Below are 18,956 nucleotides of genomic sequence, written 5' to 3'. Positions count from 1 at the left end.
AATGAAAATTGGTCGGCTACCGAGAGCGACTAGGTGCACTACGGGAATAAGTTGGCCGGGAAGAAGCCTAAGTGCTTGTCCTGGGATTCGAGCAACCTTCAGCCAGTGGCGCCCATAATCAGTGTTACACCAGCCCGACAGTAGCTGCTCCACTTCAACTAATCGACGATGCATCGATTTGGGAGCCAAATGCTGCCACCAAAGGCGATTCAATCTTATCGTCACGCTCTGTGGCCTCTGAGTTAAGTTATGGGCGGTTTCCGCCTATGCGTGGTGATTCCTTGCTCTTAGGGGTCAAGCCAGCTTCTGACACCGACGTAAAAAATTAACTTGAGGGTAAAGATGATGCCTGGGCTCGCACGCGGTCAGCTTCCGGCGAACTAACCTAGCACCGTGTCACAACGCCGCCCTGCTGCTTATGTTGATGAACTCCAAAGGATCCATCTCTAGGCACTTTCTTCCTCTGCCTGGAAGACCTCGATGAGCTTCTGATTGTAGTCATCAAGGTAGCTTTGAAGCCCATCCCGGTCGATTAGCCGCACGCCCGCCGTGCTGGCCAACTCTTTCGCTGATTTCGTGTAGTAGGAGTTCGTGACGACCATGGCCTCGTCACACCCGTAGAAGGCTTTAGCAGAGATGGCCTGCTGCACAGCAGCATTGCCTACAGAGCCAGAGTAGTTCTTGGCCTGGATGACCATGTTTTTACCGAAGCGGGTAACAAAAAGGTCGGCGCCCTGATCAGCAGTCTTCTTGGTCTCTTTGACGTCATAGCCGATGGTCTGAAAGATCTCAACCAGAAAGGCTTCGAACTGAAATCCGTCCATGGCATCCACCAGGTACATGGTGATGAATTGGTTCGGATTGAAATGCTCCAACTGAGACCCCAGTCGCTCGACGAGAATGTCGAAATAAATCTCCTCGCAGAGGCTCAGACCGTTTCGAAAAACCTGTAGTGAAAGAAGTGGTATGCCAGATGTGGAGGCAGCCTGGGGGTTGAATTGGACATTGGGAAAAGCAACATCATTTTCCCAAAGGTAGTAGTAGAACAGGGCCAAGTCAGACCTAAACGTTGTCCCGGCCTCTTCAATCCAAGAGCGCAAGGTGTCGGCCAGGTCAGCTCGAATGTGGCGGGTCAGCTCTCTCGAGAAACCCAGATAGACCGAGTTGAAGGCGGTTGTTTGCAGCAGCTTGTCCATGAGAGATGGAAGCCCTTCAAGCTCGTCAAAGCCTTTGCGAATCAAAACCTCCCTGAAAAGCTCCCTCTCGCTGTACACACCATCCAAGCGTGGGCCAGGCACGCCCGCGTCATCACTACTACTCGCATTCTCGCGGGTCGTGTGAATGAAATTTGTGAAGTATGGATGCTTCAACTCCGCATATTTTCTCAAGACGTTGTTCAGAAGATCGTTGAGCTGGGCTTGCTCTTTCTTCTTACCGAAGAAGTCTTGAATCAAGCCTTTGGATCGGTATTGAAAATCGGGGTAGAACGAAGGATCCAGCGGAGTGAGGTGCCGCAAAGTAAGCTCTGATGACGGCGAAACCTGGGAGCCCACGCACCATGGGCATGCCGTCTCGAAGGTAGTCCTGCTGCATCCATTGCATTGGTAAATCATTGTACCAACCCCTGTCCTAAGTCATCGCGCGGGCTCGCACGTAATCTTGCAGCGAACATAGCTCAGTGCCATCTGCGCGTCCATTGAGACTACCCTGGGCAAGCAATTCGTCCTCATTCAAATCTCTTAACTGCTAATGAAAGCCAGCTGTCACGGCCGGAGTAGTCTCAGTACGCCAACGCCCGAGTGGTTGACAACCAATAGAAAATGCACAAAAATGGCGGTTGACACTACTTAATATTTGCACGCTTTTCGGAGAGCCGAATGCCAGAATTCCAGCATCCAAGCGAGCTTGAGCCTAAGCTCAGTCGAGCCCACCTCGATGTCGTTTTCAATAATCTCTTGGACGCTGCGTATAAGGCACTGGAAGCCACTTCGACAGACGATGACACCAATTGGACACGAGGCGTTTTTCCTTATGGGCGCATCCATGGTCGCTTCATACGTCTTCAACGTGAGGGTAACCTCTCTTGGTTTCGGCTCGTCAACAAAACACTGGATTACACGGTCAGCGTCAATGGAGTTTTGATGCAGTTCGTGACTGATGACCCTGACCTACGCAAGAAAGGACATCGTTTACAGAAGAACCAAGTTGAGCGATATCACGACAGCCTTCTCGGGCCAGCCAACGATGGCAACCTCACTTGGCGGGTATACGTAGATAGTGACCGCAACCCTGATGGGCCGACCCTGACAGTCTCAATCCTGGGTTTCGACACGAACCGGAATGTAATCTGCAAATGGGTTCACAACTACGAGCCTCTGGTCTCGGTTCGCACGACCGCACTGTCGCCAGTCGTTGAGATTGTTGACTCGCTACCAATCCGTCGCGACAAAGACGCCGCACAGACAGAAATGAAAGATACTGACTCGAAAGATGAATAACACGACAGGCCTTCTGCCTTGGGGTGACGAGTTTTCACCCGACAAGCTCCGCCTCGCCAGGTGTGCGGCGGGGCGATCCCTTGCTGAGATTGGCGAGCTACTTGGCGTTACCAGGCAGTACGCGCACAAACTTGAGGTCAACGCGATACCCTCCCCCAATCAACTGGAGCGGCTTTGCGAAGTCCTGCGTGTTGAAGAAAACTTTTTCTTTGCCCCCCGAAAAAGTGGCGTCGAGCTAGAGCAATGCCATTTTCGGAGTGTTCGAACTTCGACCCTAACTCTCAAAAAAACCATCGCCGCCCAAGTGGAAATGTTCGAGTTGCTGGTTGATGAGCTGGACAAAGAGGTCGCATTTCCTATCGTGGACTTCGCTGCCCTTGATGAACCTGTCACCGGTGCAGGCAAGATTGAATTAGTAGCAGAGCGATTTCGCAGGGAACAAGGATTAGGCTTAGGCCCACTCTCGAATGTGACAAAGTTAGCAGAGAAGATTGGCGTTCTCGTGGTCAACCTTGCAGACGCTGATGACCGAGTTGATGCTTTTTCTCTCTTTAACAAGCGTCCTTTAATTGTTCGCAATACATCCAAGGCCAACCCTGGAAGGCAACGGTTTGACCTGGCTCATGAGCTCGGCCATCTAGTCATGCACCAAGGAATCGAGACAGGGTGTCGTGAAACTGAGGAACAAGCCAACCAGTTCGCCAGCGCACTCTTGATGCCACGAGCAAGCTTCGCAGCCGAATTCCCAACTATGAGAGGGAAGTACCTAAACTGGACAGCGCTCAAAGAGCTAAAGCTTCGTTGGAAAGTTAGCTTCAAGGCATTAATCTATCGGGCTCGTGCGTTGGATCTGCTAACTGCCGATCAAGCGAAGAGCGGCTTTACCTACCTCGCGCGTAAAGGGTTTACGAAAAGCGAAGAGTTTGACGAGTTGATTCCGATGGAGTCCCCCCTCCTCGTTCAGCGCGCAATCGACTTACTGGACTATACGACTTGGAATCGTGTGCTTGCTGCTGCCGGCTTGAGCACGGAGATGGTGAAGAATCAGTTCATGTTAAACGTACCTATCGCCCCTTTACGGTTAGTGAACAATGCCCAACGCTAGGCCTCCGCCGCACCTCAGGCATCGTGAAGTCCACGCATTCGGGGTGTGCCCGAGCTAGATAGCCCCAAGCAAGCAGCGACATCCGTTATCGCAGCACGAAGACAGCATCTCAGCTTGAACTCAGCGCACTGCAAACGATTCGTGCGGTCCCGTCGAAATTTGCCATATTGAGCACATCGATTGGCGCGCGACCTTTTAATCGCTCATGAGGCTTACAAAGGGCGCCATAAAGCCTCCACGCATCGACATCCGGAAATTGCGCTAACGCCGCAAGCACCAACTTGTGCCGCAGTGGATCAAGCTGCCAATCGGGAATACGCTGACCGCGATTCCCGAGGCTCAGAGACAGTAGGCGCCGAGCCTTGATATCGCGGTTGATCTGATCGCGGGATTTGCCTGCCAGTTTGGCGAAGACAAGCAGCGGCAAATTATTCGAAGCTTCATAGGTGGCTAGCATCTCGGCGCGCTGACGTTGTATCTCAGATACTTGGGGTTCGCGCAGCTGTTCAGTCTGCGTTGAAGCAGATAGGACAGGTGAATACTGAGCCACGTTAAGGACCGGTTCGTTGCTGACGGACATTTTGGAGGCTGGGACCGTCGTCACTGGGAGGCCACTGCTGTACAGAACGGCGTTTGTGTTCGCGCTTTCCAACGAAGGTAACGAAGCTGCGCCCTCTAAACGAATAGTAAGCGGAGAGCTTGCCGCTTTCAGCTGGCCCTGCCCCCACAGATCCAGGCGGTTCGCCCAATCCTGCATCATCGTCCGGCGCTGCTCCACGTATTCCGCGTGATTGTAGGCCGCACTCACCTTGTCCGGATCGGCATGAGAAAGCTGAGCATCCACCCACACCTTCGGGTATCCGATCTCGTTCAGCGCCGTCGAGATCGTCGCCCTCATGCCATGACCGGTGAGTTGATCGGCATACCCCATCCGGCGCAACGCGCCATTCAGCGTGTTCTCGCTGATACGCTTGCTCAGATCGCTTCGATGCGCAAACAAGTAGCGTTGTGCGGGGACAACCTGGTCCAGCAAGTGACGCACAATCTCCAGAGCCTGGACCGACAACGGCACGATATAAGGCGGTACATTTTGGGTCTGCTTACCTGGCTTTCGCATGGCTAATTGGAGCTGTTTCACCACCTCCGCCGGTATCACCCACAACCGCTTCTCCAGATCGAACTGGTCGGGTGTTGCCAACCGCAATTCGCCCGTGCGGACACCGGTCAGCAGCAACAACCGAAGGCCAAGCCGTGTTTGGTCGGCACCGCCGTAATTTCGAAGAGCAACCATCAATCCCGGGAGCTCGTCCATACGAAGAAATGGATTGTGCGTAACCGGAGGTTTGGGGAGTGCAACTACATCAAGGTCTGAAGCTGGGTTGTGTTCCAGCCCCTCGATCTTCACCAGCGCATAGCGGAACAATTGGTTGAACCAGGTCCGACATTTCTCGGCTGTCGTTAAGGCCTTGCGCTGTTCGATCCTGCTCAGTAAATCCAGCAGATCGTGACGATTGATATCGTAGATAGACCGCCCACCCAGTAGGGGCAGGACGTCTTTACTGAAGATTCTCAAGATCTGCGAGAGCGTGCTCTGGCGCCCTTCCTTCAGGCTTAGCCTGCGGAACTCCACCCACTGCTTGAACACCGCCTCGAAGGTGTGCTCCTTCGCAGCATGAACAGCAAGCCGCTGTTGTTTGCGATGCTCATAGGGATTGATACCTTGGGCAACCAAGGTACGGGCTTCATCACGACGGGTACGGGCTTCTTTAAGCCCAATTTGGGGATAACTACCGAGGGACATGCGCTTCTGCTTGCCCGCCCAGTAGTAGCGGAAGAGCCAGACTTTTCCGCCTCTGGCCGTCACATTGAGTGTAAGACCATCACTGTCGCCGAGGGTGTAGTCATTACCGGTGATTCGGGCGTGCCGAACTGTCATTTCTGAGAGTGCCATCGCGAGCTCCTGAACAGAGTCAGGGCCAGATGCTCATCTCGTTGCGCAAACTGCTCCAGCATCAAACCGATTCGGTACGCGTCAGGATTCTGGACTCAATCCTGGACTTAAACGCACCGGATAGTGCTGGATTTCAGTGGTTCCCGCTGGAACGAAAAAAGGGCCTAAAGGCCCTGATTTCAATCACTTACAGAATTCAGTGGAACTCTGTAGCGCAATATTTGGAGCGGGAAACGAGACTCGAACTCGCGACCCCGACCTTGGCAAGGTCGTGCTCTACCAACTGAGCTATTCCCGCGTCTTGGTGTGGCGCATTCTATAGATTCAGATTACGCCGTCAACCCCTTGATTCAAAAAAGTTTTATTTCGGCTCTACATCCGTCCGCAGATGCGGCCAGGCGGCGCGCAAGTACTGGACCATTGACCACAACGTCAACCCAGCGGAAACCAACAGCAGTGCGTAACCCAACAGCACCCAGAAGCTGAAATCCGAAGGGTTCGCCAGCAGGATCACCAACGCGAGCATCTGTGCGGCGGTTTTCCATTTGCCCAGGTTCGACACGGCGACCTGGGCACGAGCGCCTAGCTCGGCCATCCATTCACGGAGCGCCGAGACGACGATTTCGCGACCAATGATCACCGCCGCTGGCAAGGTCAGCCAGAGGTTGCCGTGTTCCTGTACCAGCAGCACCAGGGCCACCGCGACCATCAGCTTGTCGGCCACCGGATCGAGGAACGCGCCGAACGGCGTGCTCTGCTCCAGGCGCCGAGCCAGGTAACCATCCAGCCAGTCCGTCGCGGCAGCGAAGGCAAAGACCGAGGCGGAGGCCATGTAGCTCCAGTGGTACGGCAAATAGAACAGCAAAATGAAGATCGGGATGAGCAGGACGCGTAGGACGGTAATCAGATTTGGGATATTCATCGGCACAACTGGCTGCGAGGTTGACGGGCATTCTACTCGCTATGCAAGTTTGCATAAATCGACTCTGCGAGCTTTTTACTGATACCGGGTGCTTTGGCTATCTCCTCGATGCTGGCACGAGACAGTTCCTGCAATCCACCAAAATGTTTCAACAAGTCGCGACGGCGCGTCGGACCGACGCCTGCCACACCTTCCAGTGTAGACGTCCGGCGCGTCTTGCCACGGCGGGCACGGTGTCCGGTGATGGCGAAACGGTGGGCTTCGTCGCGAATCTGCTGGATCAGGTGCAGCGCTGGCGAATCACCCTTGAGGGTGAATTCATGGGCGGCATCATTCAGGTACAAGGTTTCGAAGCCGGCCTTGCGCGTCGCGCCCTTGGCCACGCCCAGCAGGATCAGGTCGGGCACCATCAGCTCATTGAGCACATCGCGGGCCATGGACAACTGGCCTTTGCCACCGTCCACCAGGAGGATGTCCGGCAACTTGCCCTCCCCATCCTTCAGCTTGCCGAACCGGCGCATCAACGCCTGATGCATCGCCGCGTAGTCATCGCCCGGCGTGACGCCTTCGATGTTGTACCGGCGGTAGTCGGATTTGATCGGGCCTTCCGGTCCGAACACCACGCAGGACGCCACCGTTGCCTCGCCACTGGAATGGCTGATGTCGTAGCACTCCAGTCGCTGCGGCGGCTCGTCCAGGTTGAGGACATCGGCCAGGGCATCGAACCGCGCCGCGACGTGTTGCCGGTTGGCCAGGCGCGCGCCCAGGGCCTGTTCGGCATTGGTCACGGCCAATTGCTGCCAGCGGGCACGGGTGCCGCGAACGCGGTGGCTGATGGTCAGTTCACGACCGCGAAGCTTGTCGATGGCTTCGATCAGGGCCGGGAAATCCTCGTGGACCACGTTGACGATCAACTCGGCAGGCAGGTCGCGTTCCGGGCTGCTGATGTAGTACTGGCCCAGGAAAGCCGCCATGACCTCGGCCACGTCCTCCTCGATGCCCACTTGGGGAAAGAAGTTCTTGCTGCCCAGCACGCGACCGCCCCGTACGCTGATCAAATGCACGCAAGCGCCGCCCGGGTTGATGAACGCGGCGATCACATCGACATCACCGCTGCCACCTTCCATGCTTTGCTGGTCCTGCACGCGGCGCAGCAGGCCGATCTGGTCGCGCAGCTCGGCGGCCCGTTCGAACTCAAGGTTGACCGCCGCGTCTTCCATGGCTGCCGACAGTTCATCGGTCAGCGCATTGCTGCGGCCCTCCAGGAACATCACCGAGTGACGCACGTCCTCGGCGTAGACCTGCGGCTCGACAAACCCTACGCAAGGCGCCTTGCAGCGCTTGATCTGGTATTGCAGACAGGGCCGGGTGCGGTTCTTGTAGTAGCTGTCTTCACACTGGCGAACGAAAAAGGTCTTCTGCAGCAGGCTGAGGCTTTCACGAATCGCACCGGCGCTGGGGTAAGGACCGAAATATCGCCCCTTGGCCTTTTTGGCACCCCGATGAATGCTCAGGCGCGGAAAAGCCCCGTCGGACAGAAACACGTAGGGGTAGGATTTGTCGTCGCGCAACAGGATGTTGTACGGCGGGCGCCATTCCTTGATCAGCGTCTGCTCGAGCAGCAGCGCCTCGGTTTCATTGGCGGTGATCGTCGTTTCGATTTGCGCGATGCGCCCAACCAGGGCGGAGGTCTTTGGCGCGAGGCCGGTTTTACGAAAGTAACTGGCCAGGCGCTTCTTGAGGTTCTTGGCCTTGCCGACGTAAAGCAGGCGCGCCTCGCTGTCGAACATGCGGTACACGCCGGGGCGACCGCTGCAAGTGGAGAGGAACGCGCTTGGATCAAACAATTCGGTCATTTTTCAGGCGCTGGCATCGACCATGCCGTGGCGCACCGCCAACAGCGTCAATTCGACATCACTGCTGATCGAAAGCTTCTCGAAAATACGGTAACGGTAGGTATTGACGGTTTTAGGCGACAGGCACAGCTTGTCGGAGATGATCTGCACCTTCTGGCAACCGACAATCATCAGCGCAATCTGGATTTCCCGCTCCGACAGTGCGTCGAAGGGCGAATCGTTGGTTGGCTGGAACGACTTGATCGCCAATTGCTGGGCGATCTGCGGGCTGATGTAGCGCTGCCCGGCAAAAACCAGACGAATGGCCTGGACCATCTCGTTCAAGCCCGCGCCCTTGGTGAGGTAGCCCGCCGCGCCCGCCTGCAACAGCCGGGTGGGAAATGGGTCCTCTTCGCAGACGGTCACCGCGACCACCTTGATATCCGGGTGACTGCGCAGCAGCTTGCGCGTGGCTTCAAGGCCGCCGATGCCGGGCATCTTGACGTCCATCAACACCACGTCGGGCTTCAATTCACGCGCCTTGATCAGGGATTCTTCCCCGGATTCAGCTTGGCCAACTACCTGCAGGCCATCGATGTCAGCCAGCATTCGTGTAATGCCCGTACGGACGAGATCATGGTCATCGACCACTAACACCCTAATCAAGCAGACACCTCACGATTTGGTCTTATTTGGGTTGCACAACACCTTAGCAAAAAGCGTCCGGCAGACCTAGCGCAAAGGGACAGATAAAAGTTACAACACATCTTTATTGATACAACGTCCGAGGCGTCAAGCACCGGCGTCTCGCTGCATCCTCAGGAAACACTCATCTTCGCCCACGACACGCAGGCCCATGCGTTCGTACAACGCCCTGGCCGGATTATCCTTGAACACCGTCAGGCGCAGCGCCGGGCGACGCTCCAGGCCCACCAAGTCCCAAACCTGTCCGATCGCCCAGGTACCGGCACCCTGGCCGCGAAACGCCTCGGCGATCTGCAATTCCCGGATATACAACGCCCGGGCATCACGACTGAGGCTGACAAAACCCAGCGGCTGGCCTGCACGGCTGATGATCCAGTTCTGGCGAATGATCCAGGCCAGGTCGAACGCTTCGTCCTGCCAGAGCAAATCATGCCTGAGGTAATAAGCAAGCATGTTGTCGCAGGTCAGCTGCCGGGCAAAGTCGATGTCCCCTGCCGTTGCCGCACGCCACTCGAAGCTCATGAACACCTCATCCAAGCACTGCCACCGGCACGACTTGCCCAGCCCAGTTGTTGACTTCGCGGCGGGCGATCACCAACAGCTCGCCCGCGCCGGGCGCTGCCGCGAGCAGCGAACCGTCCGGCCCCCAGATGGCACTGCGACCAGCCGATTCCCAGCCTCCGGTGGCGCCGCCATGATTGGCCATCAGCACGGTCATGGCATGCTGCCGGGCATATCCTTGCAGCAATGCCGTATCGGACTCGTAGCCAGCCTCTGTGATCAACACCCCCGCCGCATATAGCGTAGCGCCCTGCCCGGCTGCCACGGCAGCATGACTGGCGTGGGAAAAATCGGCGCATACCGCCAGGGCGATGCAATCCTGCCCCATCGCCAGTATCGAGCCGCCATGCCCCGGGGCGAAGGCTACTTCTTCCCCAGGATGCAGATGCTGCTTGCTGTACACCTCGAGGGAACCGTCAGCGCCGAGGACCAACGCCCCGATCAACACAGGGGCGTCCGCCGACAGGCGAATCGGCATGCCCACCACCGCTGTCAGGCCGAGCTCGCGGGCCAAGTCGCGCAGCGGTTGCAATACGGCATCCTCCGGCAGGATGGCCAGATCCGCCGCCAGGCCGCGTTCGTAGCCGGTGAGTGACAGCTCGGGAAACACTAGCAACTGCACGCCCTGTTCAGCGGCCGCCTGCATGAAATGCTGATGACGCAGGAGGTTGGCGCGAACGTCCCCCGCGATGGAGATCGACTGGGCGGCGGCGAAGGCTGGAGCGGTCATGGGTCATCCTTGGGGAGGCGCTGCAAACCTGAAGTTTGTCATAACGCCCAGCGGACTCAAGCCGGGGACGAACAATTGCATGCCCTCGATAGAATTTTCTGATTGAACCGGCGCCCCGCCCTCTAGTAAGCTCAGGGCCATTCATCGGAGACAGACCATGTTCAACGCCCTTTCACCGCTTCAAACCGCCAGCGCCCCGCGCTCGGTTGCGGCTGCCTGGGCGAACAGTGTTCAAACTCCGGTCAGCTTTTATTTTGGGTATTGGTTTAGCCACTGGCGCGCCTGATACCCAACCGGCGCCCACTTTAAACGGGTCGCCTTCCAGAGTTTTCCAAACCCCCGGTCGGCCTCCCGACCGGGGGTTTTGTTTTTTCAGGCCCCACACATTTGCAACACCAGACAACTTGAGGATTGAGCCATGAACTACGCCACTTATTACCGTTACGACAGTTTTTCCGCCTGGCGATTTACCAGCCACCGCTCGGGACAGCCTGCCGCCTCCGATCGGTCACCTACCGGTGGCAAGCCTCAATTGCGGGCCAATCCGGCCAATTGTCGAACACCCCACTAGGACCGGCGCGCGGGAATGAACCCGCCGCCCGTCCAGGAAGCCAGATCATGAATTCGTCCGTCTCCGCTTTGCCGCTGTCCACGCTCAACCCTGCCAACGAAGCCCTGACCCTGCGTCTGCCGAGCTCGTTGCAACTCAAGCACCAATTGCCGCTCAGCACCGCGTTGAGCCATCAAGTGAGCGCCCATCGCCAGGCCATCCGCGCGATCCTCGACGGTGAAGACGCCCGCCTGCTGGTCATCGTTGGCCCCTGCTCGATCCACGACCCGAAATCCGCCCTTGAATACGCCGCCAACCTGGCTCGCGTGGCCCATGAAGTGAGCGACAGCATGCTGCTGGTCATGCGCGCCTACGTGGAAAAGCCCCGTACGACCGTAGGCTGGAAAGGCCTGGCCTACGACCCTGGCCTGGATGGCAGCGACGACATGGCCGCCGGCTTGACCTTGTCCCGGGAACTGATGCGCGAAGTGCTGCAACTGGGCCTGCCTGTCGCCACCGAACTGCTGCAACCCATGGCCGCCAGTTACTTCGATGACTTGCTCAGTTGGGTCGCCATCGGTGCTCGCACCACCGAGTCGCAGATCCACCGGGAAATGGCCAGCGGCCTGGGCATGCCCGTGGGGTTCAAGAACGGTACGGACGGCGGGGTTGGCATTGCCTGCGACGCCATGCGCTCTGCCGCCCACCCCCATCGGCATTTCGGCGTCGACAGCCAGGGTCATCCGGCGATCATCCAGACGCCGGGCAACCCCGACACCCACCTGGTGCTGCGCGGTGGCCATCGCGGGCCGAACTATGATCGCCAGAGCGTCACGCAGATACACCACGACCTGACCCGCCTCAAGATACCGGCGCGGATCATGGTGGACTGCAGCCACGCCAACAGCGGCAAAGACCCGTTGCGCCAGCCACAGGTGTTCAATGACGTGCTGGAGCAACGGCTGCAAGGGAACCGTTCCCTGATCGGCATGATGCTCGAAAGCCACTTGTTCGAAGGCTGCCAGCCGGTAGGCCCATCGATGCGCTACGGCGTCTCGGTCACGGACGGTTGCCTGGGCTGGGAGTCCACCGAGCAGTTGTTGCGCGAGGCTCATCACAGGTTGCAATTGACAGCCTGAAGTCCCGAACCCGCCTTTCCCCTGCAACCAGGGGCAGCATGGGGCTCTTTGTGGGAGCGAGCCTGCTCGCGATGGCGTCAGCTCAGCCAGCATCGGTGGCGCCTGACACACCGTCATCGCGAGCAAGCTCGCTCCCACAAGGGTGCGCCAGGACTTCGCTCAGCCTGACGCGCTGGAGCGCACCCGGACCGTCACCCACTCGGAGCGTTGGCTGACGTCATCCAGGCGTTCGACCTGATAGAACACGCTCACCGACCTGTCGCGCTGGTCTTGCCAGTAACTTGCAGGAATCACAAACACGAGCGGTCTACCGGCCGTGGCCTCGGTGATTTCGCGCTCAAGCACATAAGCGGAGCTGCCATTGCACTGCAACCAGACCACCTCGCCCGCCTCAAGCCCGGGGTCATCGATGACAATCGTCGCCCCCTCTTGCAGCTCGTCCACCTCCAGCCACCCGTCGTTCACCTCCCGGATCCGAAGGGTCTTCAGCGCAGGGCGCCGCAGCGGACCGATGTGCAACGACAAAGGCTCGGCACGACGCACCGAATGCCCGCGCCTGATGACATAGGCCAAGGCCAGGTCGTGCCCCACATGGGGTGCAATCAGCGAATGATCGACCCAGAGCGATACCCCACGGCCCACCGCATGGGCTTCTATGTCCAGCACATCACGCCACAGCGCGCTGGAATCCTTGCTGGCAGTCAGGATCAAGCGATCGCCCACGGCCATCCGGGCGTAGGGCCGAATGTTTACCCAGGTTCCTTCAGGCACCCGATCCGGATCGAGGCTGCCCCCCACCGCATCGCTGGCAATGATAGGAAGCAGTTGCGGCGATGCATCACCGATGTCCAGTTGCAGGCATTCCGAAACCAGGGTGGCCGGCAACCGTTTGCCCGTTACCTGGTAGGAGATCTCCAGCGAGCCACCGTCCAGTTCGGCGATATGGGGTTCACGCACGACGAATACGACGTCTCGCCCCACTTGCCGCTCCGTGACGAACCCGGCCACTTCATGCCGGTAGGGTTCGCCATCGTTATTGAGGCCGTGCCAACGCAGCAGCACCTCATCCCCACACGTCATCAGGGGATACGGCTTGACGGTAATCACGGTCTTGCGCCAGGCGGGATTGATGACGCCGTCTCTGGCCGCTGCCAGGACCGGAGGCGGCAGCCTTGCGCCTGAGGTTGAACGGGATCGTTGAATCGAGGGGTAGGTGATCATGTACAGGCTTCCAGTCCTTGGATAGAGGCACCGTTCCCATAACGGCACCAGGTGGAGCCATTAAAACCCGCTCACGGCCAACCCACAGCCAGACGAGGCGACAGTGGGAGTGGTCCCTTGGCGCTCCAACCTGTAGCTGCAAACGACAACGCTTATAGGAGGCCTCCTACATCTTTGCGCACAGCCGGGTTTCTTCCCACTCTTCCCACTCCTTTTATTCCGGTTTCCTTGGATCAGGGAGGTTTCCTCCTACACCGCACGGGATGAGCCTGCATTAGAGTGAAGTCGCAAATTCAAGGTGAACCTCTTCGAAAAAGGTACGAACATGCAACGGAATGCAACCACTCAATTTCCCATCCTGTTGGTCCATGGATTGTTCGGGTTCGACAAAATCGGCGGCGTCGGCCTTTTCCAAGGCGTCAAGCAGGCCCTACGCGCGGGCGGTGCCCGGGTGTTCATCCCGCACCTGTCGGCCACCCACTCCAACGAGGCCCGAGGCGAACAACTGCTGGCGCAGATCGATCGGGTCCTGGCCGGCACCGGTACCGCCCGGGTCAACCTGATCGGCCACGGCCAGGGCGCGCTGGCCGCCCGCTATGCCGCCGCGCTGGCCCCCGACACGGTGGCCTCGGTCACCTCGGTCAGCGGCCCCAACCACGGCTCCGAACTGGCCGACTTCCTGCGCAAGGCCCTCACGCCAGGACGGCTGCCAGGGCATGTAGCAAGCGGCGTCGCCACACTGTTCGCCGACTTCATCTCGCTGCTGGACGGCCAGGCGCAACTATCGCAGGCAGCCGTCGCCACCCTGGCGGCGTTGACCACCGAGGGTGTTGGCGCCTTCAATGACAAATACCCTCAGGGCTTGCCGAAGAACTGGGGCGGAAACGGTCCGGACCGGGTCAACGGCGTGCGCTACTACTCGTGGAGCGGCACGTTGCAAGCGTCGACGGGGAAAGAGCTGGCGCCTTTGCAGAGTTTCTGCCGCGCCTTTTCCGAATATTTCATCACCGAAGCCGGGCAGAACGACGGCCTGGTCGGGCGCTTCAGTTCGCACCTGGGCCAAGTCATTCGCTCCGACTACCCCATGGACCACCTGGACGCTATCAGCCCTGGAGACGGCAAGGCCTGTAAAGGAACAGCCCCCACAGTGCTTTACCTGCGTCACGCCGAGCGCCTGCGCAAAGCCGGCCTTTGATCGCCGGGTCCAAGGTTTTGACGCAATTTTGACAACAATCCGTTAATGAATCCGGTAGGCTCAACACCTTTAAATACAGCGAAAGGAATTTCCCCATGGCCAAAGCCACTGCCCGTCACATCCTGGTTTCCACCGAAGACAAGTGCAACGAACTCAAGGCCCAGATCGAAGCCGGCGCCGATTTCGCCGAAATCGCCAAGGCCAACTCCTCTTGCCCGTCCAGCCGTCAAGGCGGCGACCTGGGTTCTTTCGGCCCGGGCCAGATGGTCAAGGAGTTCGACACCGTGGTGTTCAGTGCACCGATCAATACCGTCCAGGGCCCGGTCAAGACCCAGTTCGGCTACCACCTGCTGGAAGTCACCAGTCGCCAGGATTGATCCAGGTCCAGAGACCGTTCACTCAAGGCTGATGTGATTCAGTGTGACGAGAGCTGCTCCCGCCGGACTGCCAAGCGGGCCTAACCCTTTGTTGGCCCGCTGCGCGGCGAGGCGCGAGCAAGCTCCTCACCCCAAGGGCTGGCGATTCACGCGCCGCTCGCGTACAAATCGCGTCATCGATCACCCGGCTTTAAGGCTGACAATGCGACTGGCGTTCCCTTCACTGCTATTGACTGCCGTGTTCCTGCTGACAGGCACCTCAGGCGTCGATGCAGCTCCGCAACATGCCCTGACCGTCTATGGCGAACCCGCCAGATATGCCGAAGGCTTCGGCCACTTCGCCTACGCCAACCCCCTGGCCCCCAAGGGCGGCACCCTGCGCCGCTCGGCCGTGGAGATTGGCCACTTCGACCACATCCTGCCCTACATCGACAAAGGCATCGGCGTCAGCCAGATCGACGGGATGCTGTATTCGCCGCTGGCCCAGCGCTCACTGGATGAGCCCTATACCGTCTATGGCCTGGTGGCGCAGAAAATGGAGCGTGCCGACGACGGCCTGTCCCTGCGTTTCTACCTGAACCCCAAGGCCCGTTTCGCCGATGGCAAGCCCATCACCGCCCAGGATGTGCGCTACAGCTTCGAGCTGTTGATGACCCAAGGCAGCCTGCGTTATCGCACCCAGTTCGCGGCGGTCAAGGACGTCGTGGTCGAGGACGAGCGCACCGTACGCTTCAACTTCAAGAACAACGAAAGCCGCACCCTGCCCTTGGATATCGCCACCTTGCCGGTCTTTCCCGAACACTGGTGGAAGACCCGCGATTTCGCTAACGGCGGCGGCTACGAGCCCCCGCTGGGCAGCGGCCCCTACCGGGTAAGCAAAGTCGATTCCGGGCGCAGCATTACCTTTGAACGTAATGCCGATTGGTGGGGCAAGGATCTGCCGGTCAGTCGCGGTCTCTACAATTTCGACCATTTCAGCATCGAGTATTTCGGCGACACCGATGTGGCCCGCCAGGTGTTGCGCGGCGGCGCGTACGATTACAACCGCGAGTTCTCCGCCACCGGCTATGCCATCGGCTATGACAGCCCAGCCCTGCGCGACGGTCGCCTGCAAAAGGCTCACCTGGCCAAAGAGGCGCCGCAGACGGCCCAGGGTTTCGTCTTCAACCTGCAACGCCCGCAGTTTCAGGATCGCCGCGTGCGCCAGGCCCTGGCGATGCTCTGGGATTTCGAATGGAGCAATCGCCAGATGATGCGCAACGTCTATGTGCGTCAGCAGAGTTACTTTTCCAACACTGAACTCGCCGCTCGAGAACTGCCCGATGCCGGCGAACTGGCAATCCTCGAGCCGTTGCGCGGACAGATTCCCGACGAAGTCTTCACCCAAGTCTTCCAGGCTCCGAAAACCGACGGCAGTGGCGTGATCCGCGACAAACAACTGCAAGCCCTGGCACTGCTGGAACAGGCCGGCTGGAAACCGGACGGCGACCGTCTGGTGAATGCCGAAGGCGAGCCGTTGAGCTTCACCTTTCTGAACACCCAGAACGGCATGGATCGCCTGTTGCTGCCGTACAAGCGCAACCTGGCGCAGATCGGCATCGACATGAACATCCGCCGCATCGATGCGTCCCAGTACGTCAATCGCCTGATGAGCCGCGACTACGACATGATCGTCACCGGCTATCCGGTCAGCACTTCGCCGGGCATCGAACTGTATAACTACTTCGGTTCGGCGGCGGCCAACGATCCGGGGGCCAACAACTACATGGCCTTGAAGAACCCGGCGGTGGACACCCTGATCGACGGGCTGGTCAGGGCCACCACCCAAGCCGACATGCTGCGCCATGCCCACGCCCTGGACCGGGTGCTGCAATGGAACTACTACTGGATCCCCAACTATTACCCGCCGGGCAGCTCGACCGTGTGGTGGAACCGCTTTGGCATTCCGAAGGTCCAGGCCAGCAATGACGAGGCCATCGAGAGCTGGTGGGAAGTGAGCACCACGCCATTGACCAACGAACAGATGACCGCCGAGCGCATCAAGCGTGGCGCACCCGGAGGGCGGCATTGATGTGGGCCTATATTGCGCGGCGCCTGCTGCTAATCATCCCCACGCTGGTGATCATCCTGCTGGTGAACTTCGTCATCGTCCAGGCCGCCCCCGGCGGGCCGGTGGAACAGGCCATCGCCCACCTGCAAGGCATCGGAGGCGCCAGCGTCGGCAGCTCGGGCAACGCCATGACCGGCAGCTCCCGCGCCAGTCGCGGCCTGGACCCGCAACTGATCAAGGACATCGAGAAACAATACGGCTTCGATAAACCGGCCCATGAGCGTTTGTGGCTGATGCTCAGCAGCTACGCCCGCCTCGACTTCGGCAAGAGCTTCTTCCGCGGTGCCACGGTCACCGACCTGATCCTGGAAAAAATGCCGGTGACCATTTCCCTCGGGCTCTGGGCGACCTTGATCACGTACCTGGTGTCGATCCCCCTGGGCATTCGCAAGGCCGTGCGCCACGGCTCGGCATTCGATGTGTGGAGCAGCACCGCGATCATCATCGGCTACGCCATGCCGGCGTTCCTCTTCGCGATGTTCCTGATCGTGGTGTTCGCCGGCGGCACCTCGCTGAACTGGTTTCCGGTACGCGGGCTGGTGTCGGACAACTTCGAGTCGCTGTCGACGCTGGGCAAGATCGCCGATTACTTCTGGCACTTGGTGCTGCCGGTCACCTCGCTGGTGATCGGCGGTTTCGCCACCCTGACGATCCTGACCAAGAACTCGTTCCTCAATGAAATCACCCGCCAGTACGTGGTCACCGCGCGAGCCAAGGGCATGAGCGAACGCCGGGTGTTGTACGGCCACGTGTTCCGCAATGCGATGCTGCTGGTGGTCTCGGGCATTCCCCAAGCGTTCATCAGCGTGTTCTTCGCCGGTTCCTTGCTGATCGAGGTGATCTTTTCCCTCGACGGCCTGGGACGCATGAGCTACGAGGCGGCGGTGTCCCGGGATTATCCGGTGGTGTTCGGCTCGCTGTTCATCTTCACGCTGTTCGGCCTGCTGATCAAACTCATCGGCGACCTCTGCTACACCCTGGTGGACCCGCGCATCGACTTCGCCGCGAGGAACGCCTGATGTTCAAGCTTTCCCCCCTGGGCCGCCGACGCTTGGAGCGGTTCAAGAAAAACCGTCGAGGCTGGTGGTCGCTGTGGCTGTTCATCGGCCTGTTCATCCTGAGCCTGGGCGGCGAGTTGATCGCCAATGACAAACCGTTGGTGGTCAGCTACCAGGGCTCGCTGTATTTCCCGGTGTTCAAGCGCTACACCGAGCAGGCATTTGGCGGGCAGTTGCCGTTCCAGGCCGACTACCGCAGCAGCTACGTGCAGAACCTGATCCACAAGGACGGCGGTTGGCTGTGGTTTCCACCGATCCCGTTCAGTGCCGACACGCCCAACTACGACCTCAACCAGCCGGCGCCGAGCCCCCCCACATCGGTGAACTGGCTGGGCACCGACGACCAGTCCCGGGATGTGTTGGCCCGGGTGATCTTCGGCGCGCGGGTATCGATCCTGTTCGCCCTGGCCCTGACCGCCATCAGCGCGCTGATCGGCATCGCCGCCGGTGCGTTGCAGGGGTATTACGGTGGTTGGGTGGATTTGCTGGGGCAACGCTTGCTCGAAGTCTGGTCCGGCCTGCCGGTGCTCTACTTGCTGATCATCCTGTCCGGCTTCGTCGAGCCGAATTTCTGGTGGCTGCTGGGGATCATGGCGCTGTTTTCCTGGTTGGCCCTGGTGGACGTGGTCCGCGCCGAGTTCCTGCGCGGGCGCAACCTGGAATACGTGAAGGCCGCCAGGGCCCTGGGCCTTTCCGACCGCAAGGTGATCGTGCGGCATATCCTGCCCAACGCGATGAACGCCACCCTGAGCTACCTGCCCTTCATCCTCACCGGGGCGATCTCCACCCTCACCGCCCTGGACTTCCTCGGCTTCGGCATGCCGGCCGGCAGCGCCTCCCTGGGCGAATTGATCGCCCAAGGCAAGCAGAACCTGCAAGCCCCGTGGTTGGGGCTGACGGCGTTTTTCACCCTGGCGCTGATTCTTTCCCTGCTGGTGTTTATCGGCGAAGCGTTGCGAGACGCGTTCGACCCTCGATCGTGAAACGACCATGAAGCGC

General features: G+C 59.2%; 16 protein-coding genes, 1 tRNA gene and 1 pseudogene. 9 read left to right on the top strand and 9 right to left on the bottom strand.

Annotated features, from left to right (window positions below; genetic code table 11):
* Positions 1–446: 446 nt before the first annotated feature.
* A complete protein-coding gene (locus tag ACMTA2_RS12450; protein WP_413795081.1) occupies positions 447–1,613 on the bottom strand; it encodes a restriction endonuclease in 1,167 nt (388 codons plus the stop codon).
* Between the two features lie 264 nt (positions 1,614–1,877).
* Here ACMTA2_RS12450 and ACMTA2_RS12445 point away from each other — a divergent pair, with 264 nt between their 5' ends.
* Positions 1,878–2,498: a hypothetical protein gene (locus tag ACMTA2_RS12445; RefSeq protein ID WP_047294706.1), complete on the top strand. Its 621-nt coding sequence runs from the start codon at positions 1,878–1,880 to the stop codon at positions 2,496–2,498.
* The gene (locus ACMTA2_RS12440; RefSeq protein WP_047294708.1) at positions 2,491–3,603 is read left to right on the top strand and encodes an XRE family transcriptional regulator; all 1,113 of its coding nucleotides are present in this window, start codon (positions 2,491–2,493) and stop codon (positions 3,601–3,603) included. The genes ACMTA2_RS12445 and ACMTA2_RS12440 overlap by 8 nt, the downstream gene beginning before the upstream one ends.
* Before the next feature lie 109 nt (positions 3,604–3,712).
* On the opposite strand, the gene ACMTA2_RS12435 is transcribed toward ACMTA2_RS12440, so the two are convergent.
* The 7 genes from ACMTA2_RS12435 to ACMTA2_RS12405 all read right to left on the bottom strand — a co-directional run bounded on the left by ACMTA2_RS12435 (position 3,713) and on the right by ACMTA2_RS12405 (position 10,307).
* Positions 3,713–5,554 (bottom strand): tyrosine-type recombinase/integrase, encoded by a 1,842-nt coding sequence (locus ACMTA2_RS12435; protein ID WP_413795080.1) that lies wholly within the window; start codon positions 5,552–5,554, stop codon positions 3,713–3,715.
* Positions 5,555–5,776: 222 nt separating this feature from the next.
* Positions 5,777–5,852: transfer RNA gene (locus ACMTA2_RS12430), tRNA-Gly, on the bottom strand.
* A 63-nt stretch (positions 5,853–5,915) separates the two neighbouring features.
* Complete coding sequence (gene pgsA, locus ACMTA2_RS12425) at positions 5,916–6,476, bottom strand: CDP-diacylglycerol--glycerol-3-phosphate 3-phosphatidyltransferase (protein ID WP_003200282.1); 561 nt, start codon at positions 6,474–6,476, stop codon at positions 5,916–5,918.
* A 32-nt stretch (positions 6,477–6,508) separates the two neighbouring features.
* Positions 6,509–8,332, bottom strand: coding sequence for an excinuclease ABC subunit UvrC (uvrC, locus tag ACMTA2_RS12420; RefSeq protein ID WP_192263183.1), 1,824 nt, complete (start codon positions 8,330–8,332; stop codon positions 6,509–6,511).
* A 3-nt stretch (positions 8,333–8,335) separates the two neighbouring features.
* The gene (gene gacA, locus ACMTA2_RS12415) at positions 8,336–8,977 is read right to left on the bottom strand and encodes a response regulator transcription factor GacA (RefSeq protein ID WP_003200277.1); all 642 of its coding nucleotides are present in this window, start codon (positions 8,975–8,977) and stop codon (positions 8,336–8,338) included.
* Positions 8,978–9,103: 126 nt separating this feature from the next.
* The gene (locus tag ACMTA2_RS12410) at positions 9,104–9,538 is read right to left on the bottom strand and encodes a GNAT family N-acetyltransferase (protein WP_413795079.1); all 435 of its coding nucleotides are present in this window, start codon (positions 9,536–9,538) and stop codon (positions 9,104–9,106) included.
* 7 nt (positions 9,539–9,545) lie between these two features.
* Complete coding sequence (locus ACMTA2_RS12405) at positions 9,546–10,307, bottom strand: carbon-nitrogen hydrolase family protein (protein ID WP_413795078.1); 762 nt, start codon at positions 10,305–10,307, stop codon at positions 9,546–9,548.
* A 157-nt stretch (positions 10,308–10,464) separates the two neighbouring features.
* Here ACMTA2_RS12405 and ACMTA2_RS12400 point away from each other — a divergent pair, with 157 nt between their 5' ends.
* Positions 10,465–10,593: a hypothetical protein gene (locus tag ACMTA2_RS12400; protein ID WP_257785723.1), complete on the top strand. Its 129-nt coding sequence runs from the start codon at positions 10,465–10,467 to the stop codon at positions 10,591–10,593.
* A gap of 332 nt (positions 10,594–10,925) precedes the next feature.
* The gene (locus ACMTA2_RS12395) at positions 10,926–11,996 is read left to right on the top strand and encodes a 3-deoxy-7-phosphoheptulonate synthase (RefSeq protein ID WP_413795077.1); all 1,071 of its coding nucleotides are present in this window, start codon (positions 10,926–10,928) and stop codon (positions 11,994–11,996) included.
* Positions 11,997–12,155: 159 nt separating this feature from the next.
* Here the strand turns inward: ACMTA2_RS12395 and ACMTA2_RS12390 are convergent, their stop codons facing one another.
* Positions 12,156–13,217 carry a hypothetical protein gene (locus ACMTA2_RS12390; protein ID WP_413795076.1) on the bottom strand — a complete coding sequence of 354 codons (1,062 nt, stop codon included), beginning with the start codon at positions 13,215–13,217 and terminating at the stop codon, positions 12,156–12,158.
* A 325-nt stretch (positions 13,218–13,542) separates the two neighbouring features.
* Between ACMTA2_RS12390 and ACMTA2_RS12385 the strand changes: the two genes are divergently transcribed.
* The 5 genes and pseudogenes from ACMTA2_RS12385 (at position 13,543) to ACMTA2_RS12365 (ending at position 18,940) form a co-directional block, all read left to right on the top strand.
* Positions 13,543–14,412, top strand: a complete 870-nt coding sequence (locus ACMTA2_RS12385) for an esterase/lipase family protein (RefSeq protein ID WP_413795075.1) — start codon at positions 13,543–13,545, stop codon at positions 14,410–14,412.
* Positions 14,413–14,492: 80 nt separating this feature from the next.
* Positions 14,493–14,789: pseudogene (locus tag ACMTA2_RS12380) on the top strand (peptidylprolyl isomerase); the annotation flags it as partial.
* Between the two features lie 202 nt (positions 14,790–14,991).
* On the top strand, positions 14,992–16,860 hold the full coding sequence (locus ACMTA2_RS12375; RefSeq protein WP_413795074.1) for an extracellular solute-binding protein: 1,869 nt from the start codon (positions 14,992–14,994) through the stop codon (positions 16,858–16,860).
* A complete protein-coding gene (locus tag ACMTA2_RS12370) occupies positions 16,860–17,918 on the top strand; it encodes a microcin C ABC transporter permease YejB (RefSeq protein ID WP_305489680.1) in 1,059 nt (352 codons plus the stop codon). The genes ACMTA2_RS12375 and ACMTA2_RS12370 overlap by 1 nt, the downstream gene beginning before the upstream one ends.
* Positions 17,918–18,940 carry an ABC transporter permease gene (locus ACMTA2_RS12365; protein ID WP_413795073.1) on the top strand — a complete coding sequence of 341 codons (1,023 nt, stop codon included), beginning with the start codon at positions 17,918–17,920 and terminating at the stop codon, positions 18,938–18,940. Before ACMTA2_RS12370 ends, ACMTA2_RS12365 begins: the two co-directional genes overlap by 1 nt.
* The last annotated feature ends 16 nt before the right edge of the window (positions 18,941–18,956 follow it).

Source organism: Pseudomonas medicaginis, from assembly GCF_965119365.1.
Taxonomy (GTDB): domain Bacteria; phylum Pseudomonadota; class Gammaproteobacteria; order Pseudomonadales; family Pseudomonadaceae; genus Aquipseudomonas.
This window is presented reverse-complemented; position numbering and strand designations above follow the sequence as displayed.

What these genes read in the sequence shown, in the direction of transcription:
- ACMTA2_RS12450 (WP_413795081.1), bottom strand. Translation starts at nt 1,613, where the DNA reads ATGATTTACCAATGCAATGGATGCAGCAGGACTACCTTCGAGACGGCA.
- ACMTA2_RS12445 (WP_047294706.1), top strand. Translation starts at nt 1,878, where the DNA reads ATGCCAGAATTCCAGCATCCAAGCGAGCTTGAGCCTAAGCTCAGTCGA.
- ACMTA2_RS12440 (WP_047294708.1), top strand. Translation starts at nt 2,491, where the DNA reads ATGAATAACACGACAGGCCTTCTGCCTTGGGGTGACGAGTTTTCACCC.
- ACMTA2_RS12435 (WP_413795080.1), bottom strand. Translation starts at nt 5,554, where the DNA reads ATGGCACTCTCAGAAATGACAGTTCGGCACGCCCGAATCACCGGTAAT.
- pgsA (WP_003200282.1), bottom strand. Translation starts at nt 6,476, where the DNA reads ATGAATATCCCAAATCTGATTACCGTCCTACGCGTCCTGCTCATCCCG.
- uvrC (WP_192263183.1), bottom strand. Translation starts at nt 8,332, where the DNA reads ATGACCGAATTGTTTGATCCAAGCGCGTTCCTCTCCACTTGCAGCGGT.
- ACMTA2_RS12410 (WP_413795079.1), bottom strand. Translation starts at nt 9,538, where the DNA reads ATGAGCTTCGAGTGGCGTGCGGCAACGGCAGGGGACATCGACTTTGCC.
- ACMTA2_RS12405 (WP_413795078.1), bottom strand. Translation starts at nt 10,307, where the DNA reads ATGACCGCTCCAGCCTTCGCCGCCGCCCAGTCGATCTCCATCGCGGGG.
- ACMTA2_RS12400 (WP_257785723.1), top strand. Translation starts at nt 10,465, where the DNA reads ATGTTCAACGCCCTTTCACCGCTTCAAACCGCCAGCGCCCCGCGCTCG.
- ACMTA2_RS12395 (WP_413795077.1), top strand. Translation starts at nt 10,926, where the DNA reads ATGAATTCGTCCGTCTCCGCTTTGCCGCTGTCCACGCTCAACCCTGCC.
- ACMTA2_RS12390 (WP_413795076.1), bottom strand. Translation starts at nt 13,217, where the DNA reads ATGATCACCTACCCCTCGATTCAACGATCCCGTTCAACCTCAGGCGCA.
- ACMTA2_RS12385 (WP_413795075.1), top strand. Translation starts at nt 13,543, where the DNA reads ATGCAACGGAATGCAACCACTCAATTTCCCATCCTGTTGGTCCATGGA.
- ACMTA2_RS12375 (WP_413795074.1), top strand. Translation starts at nt 14,992, where the DNA reads ATGCGACTGGCGTTCCCTTCACTGCTATTGACTGCCGTGTTCCTGCTG.
- ACMTA2_RS12370 (WP_305489680.1), top strand. Translation starts at nt 16,860, where the DNA reads ATGTGGGCCTATATTGCGCGGCGCCTGCTGCTAATCATCCCCACGCTG.
- ACMTA2_RS12365 (WP_413795073.1), top strand. Translation starts at nt 17,918, where the DNA reads ATGTTCAAGCTTTCCCCCCTGGGCCGCCGACGCTTGGAGCGGTTCAAG.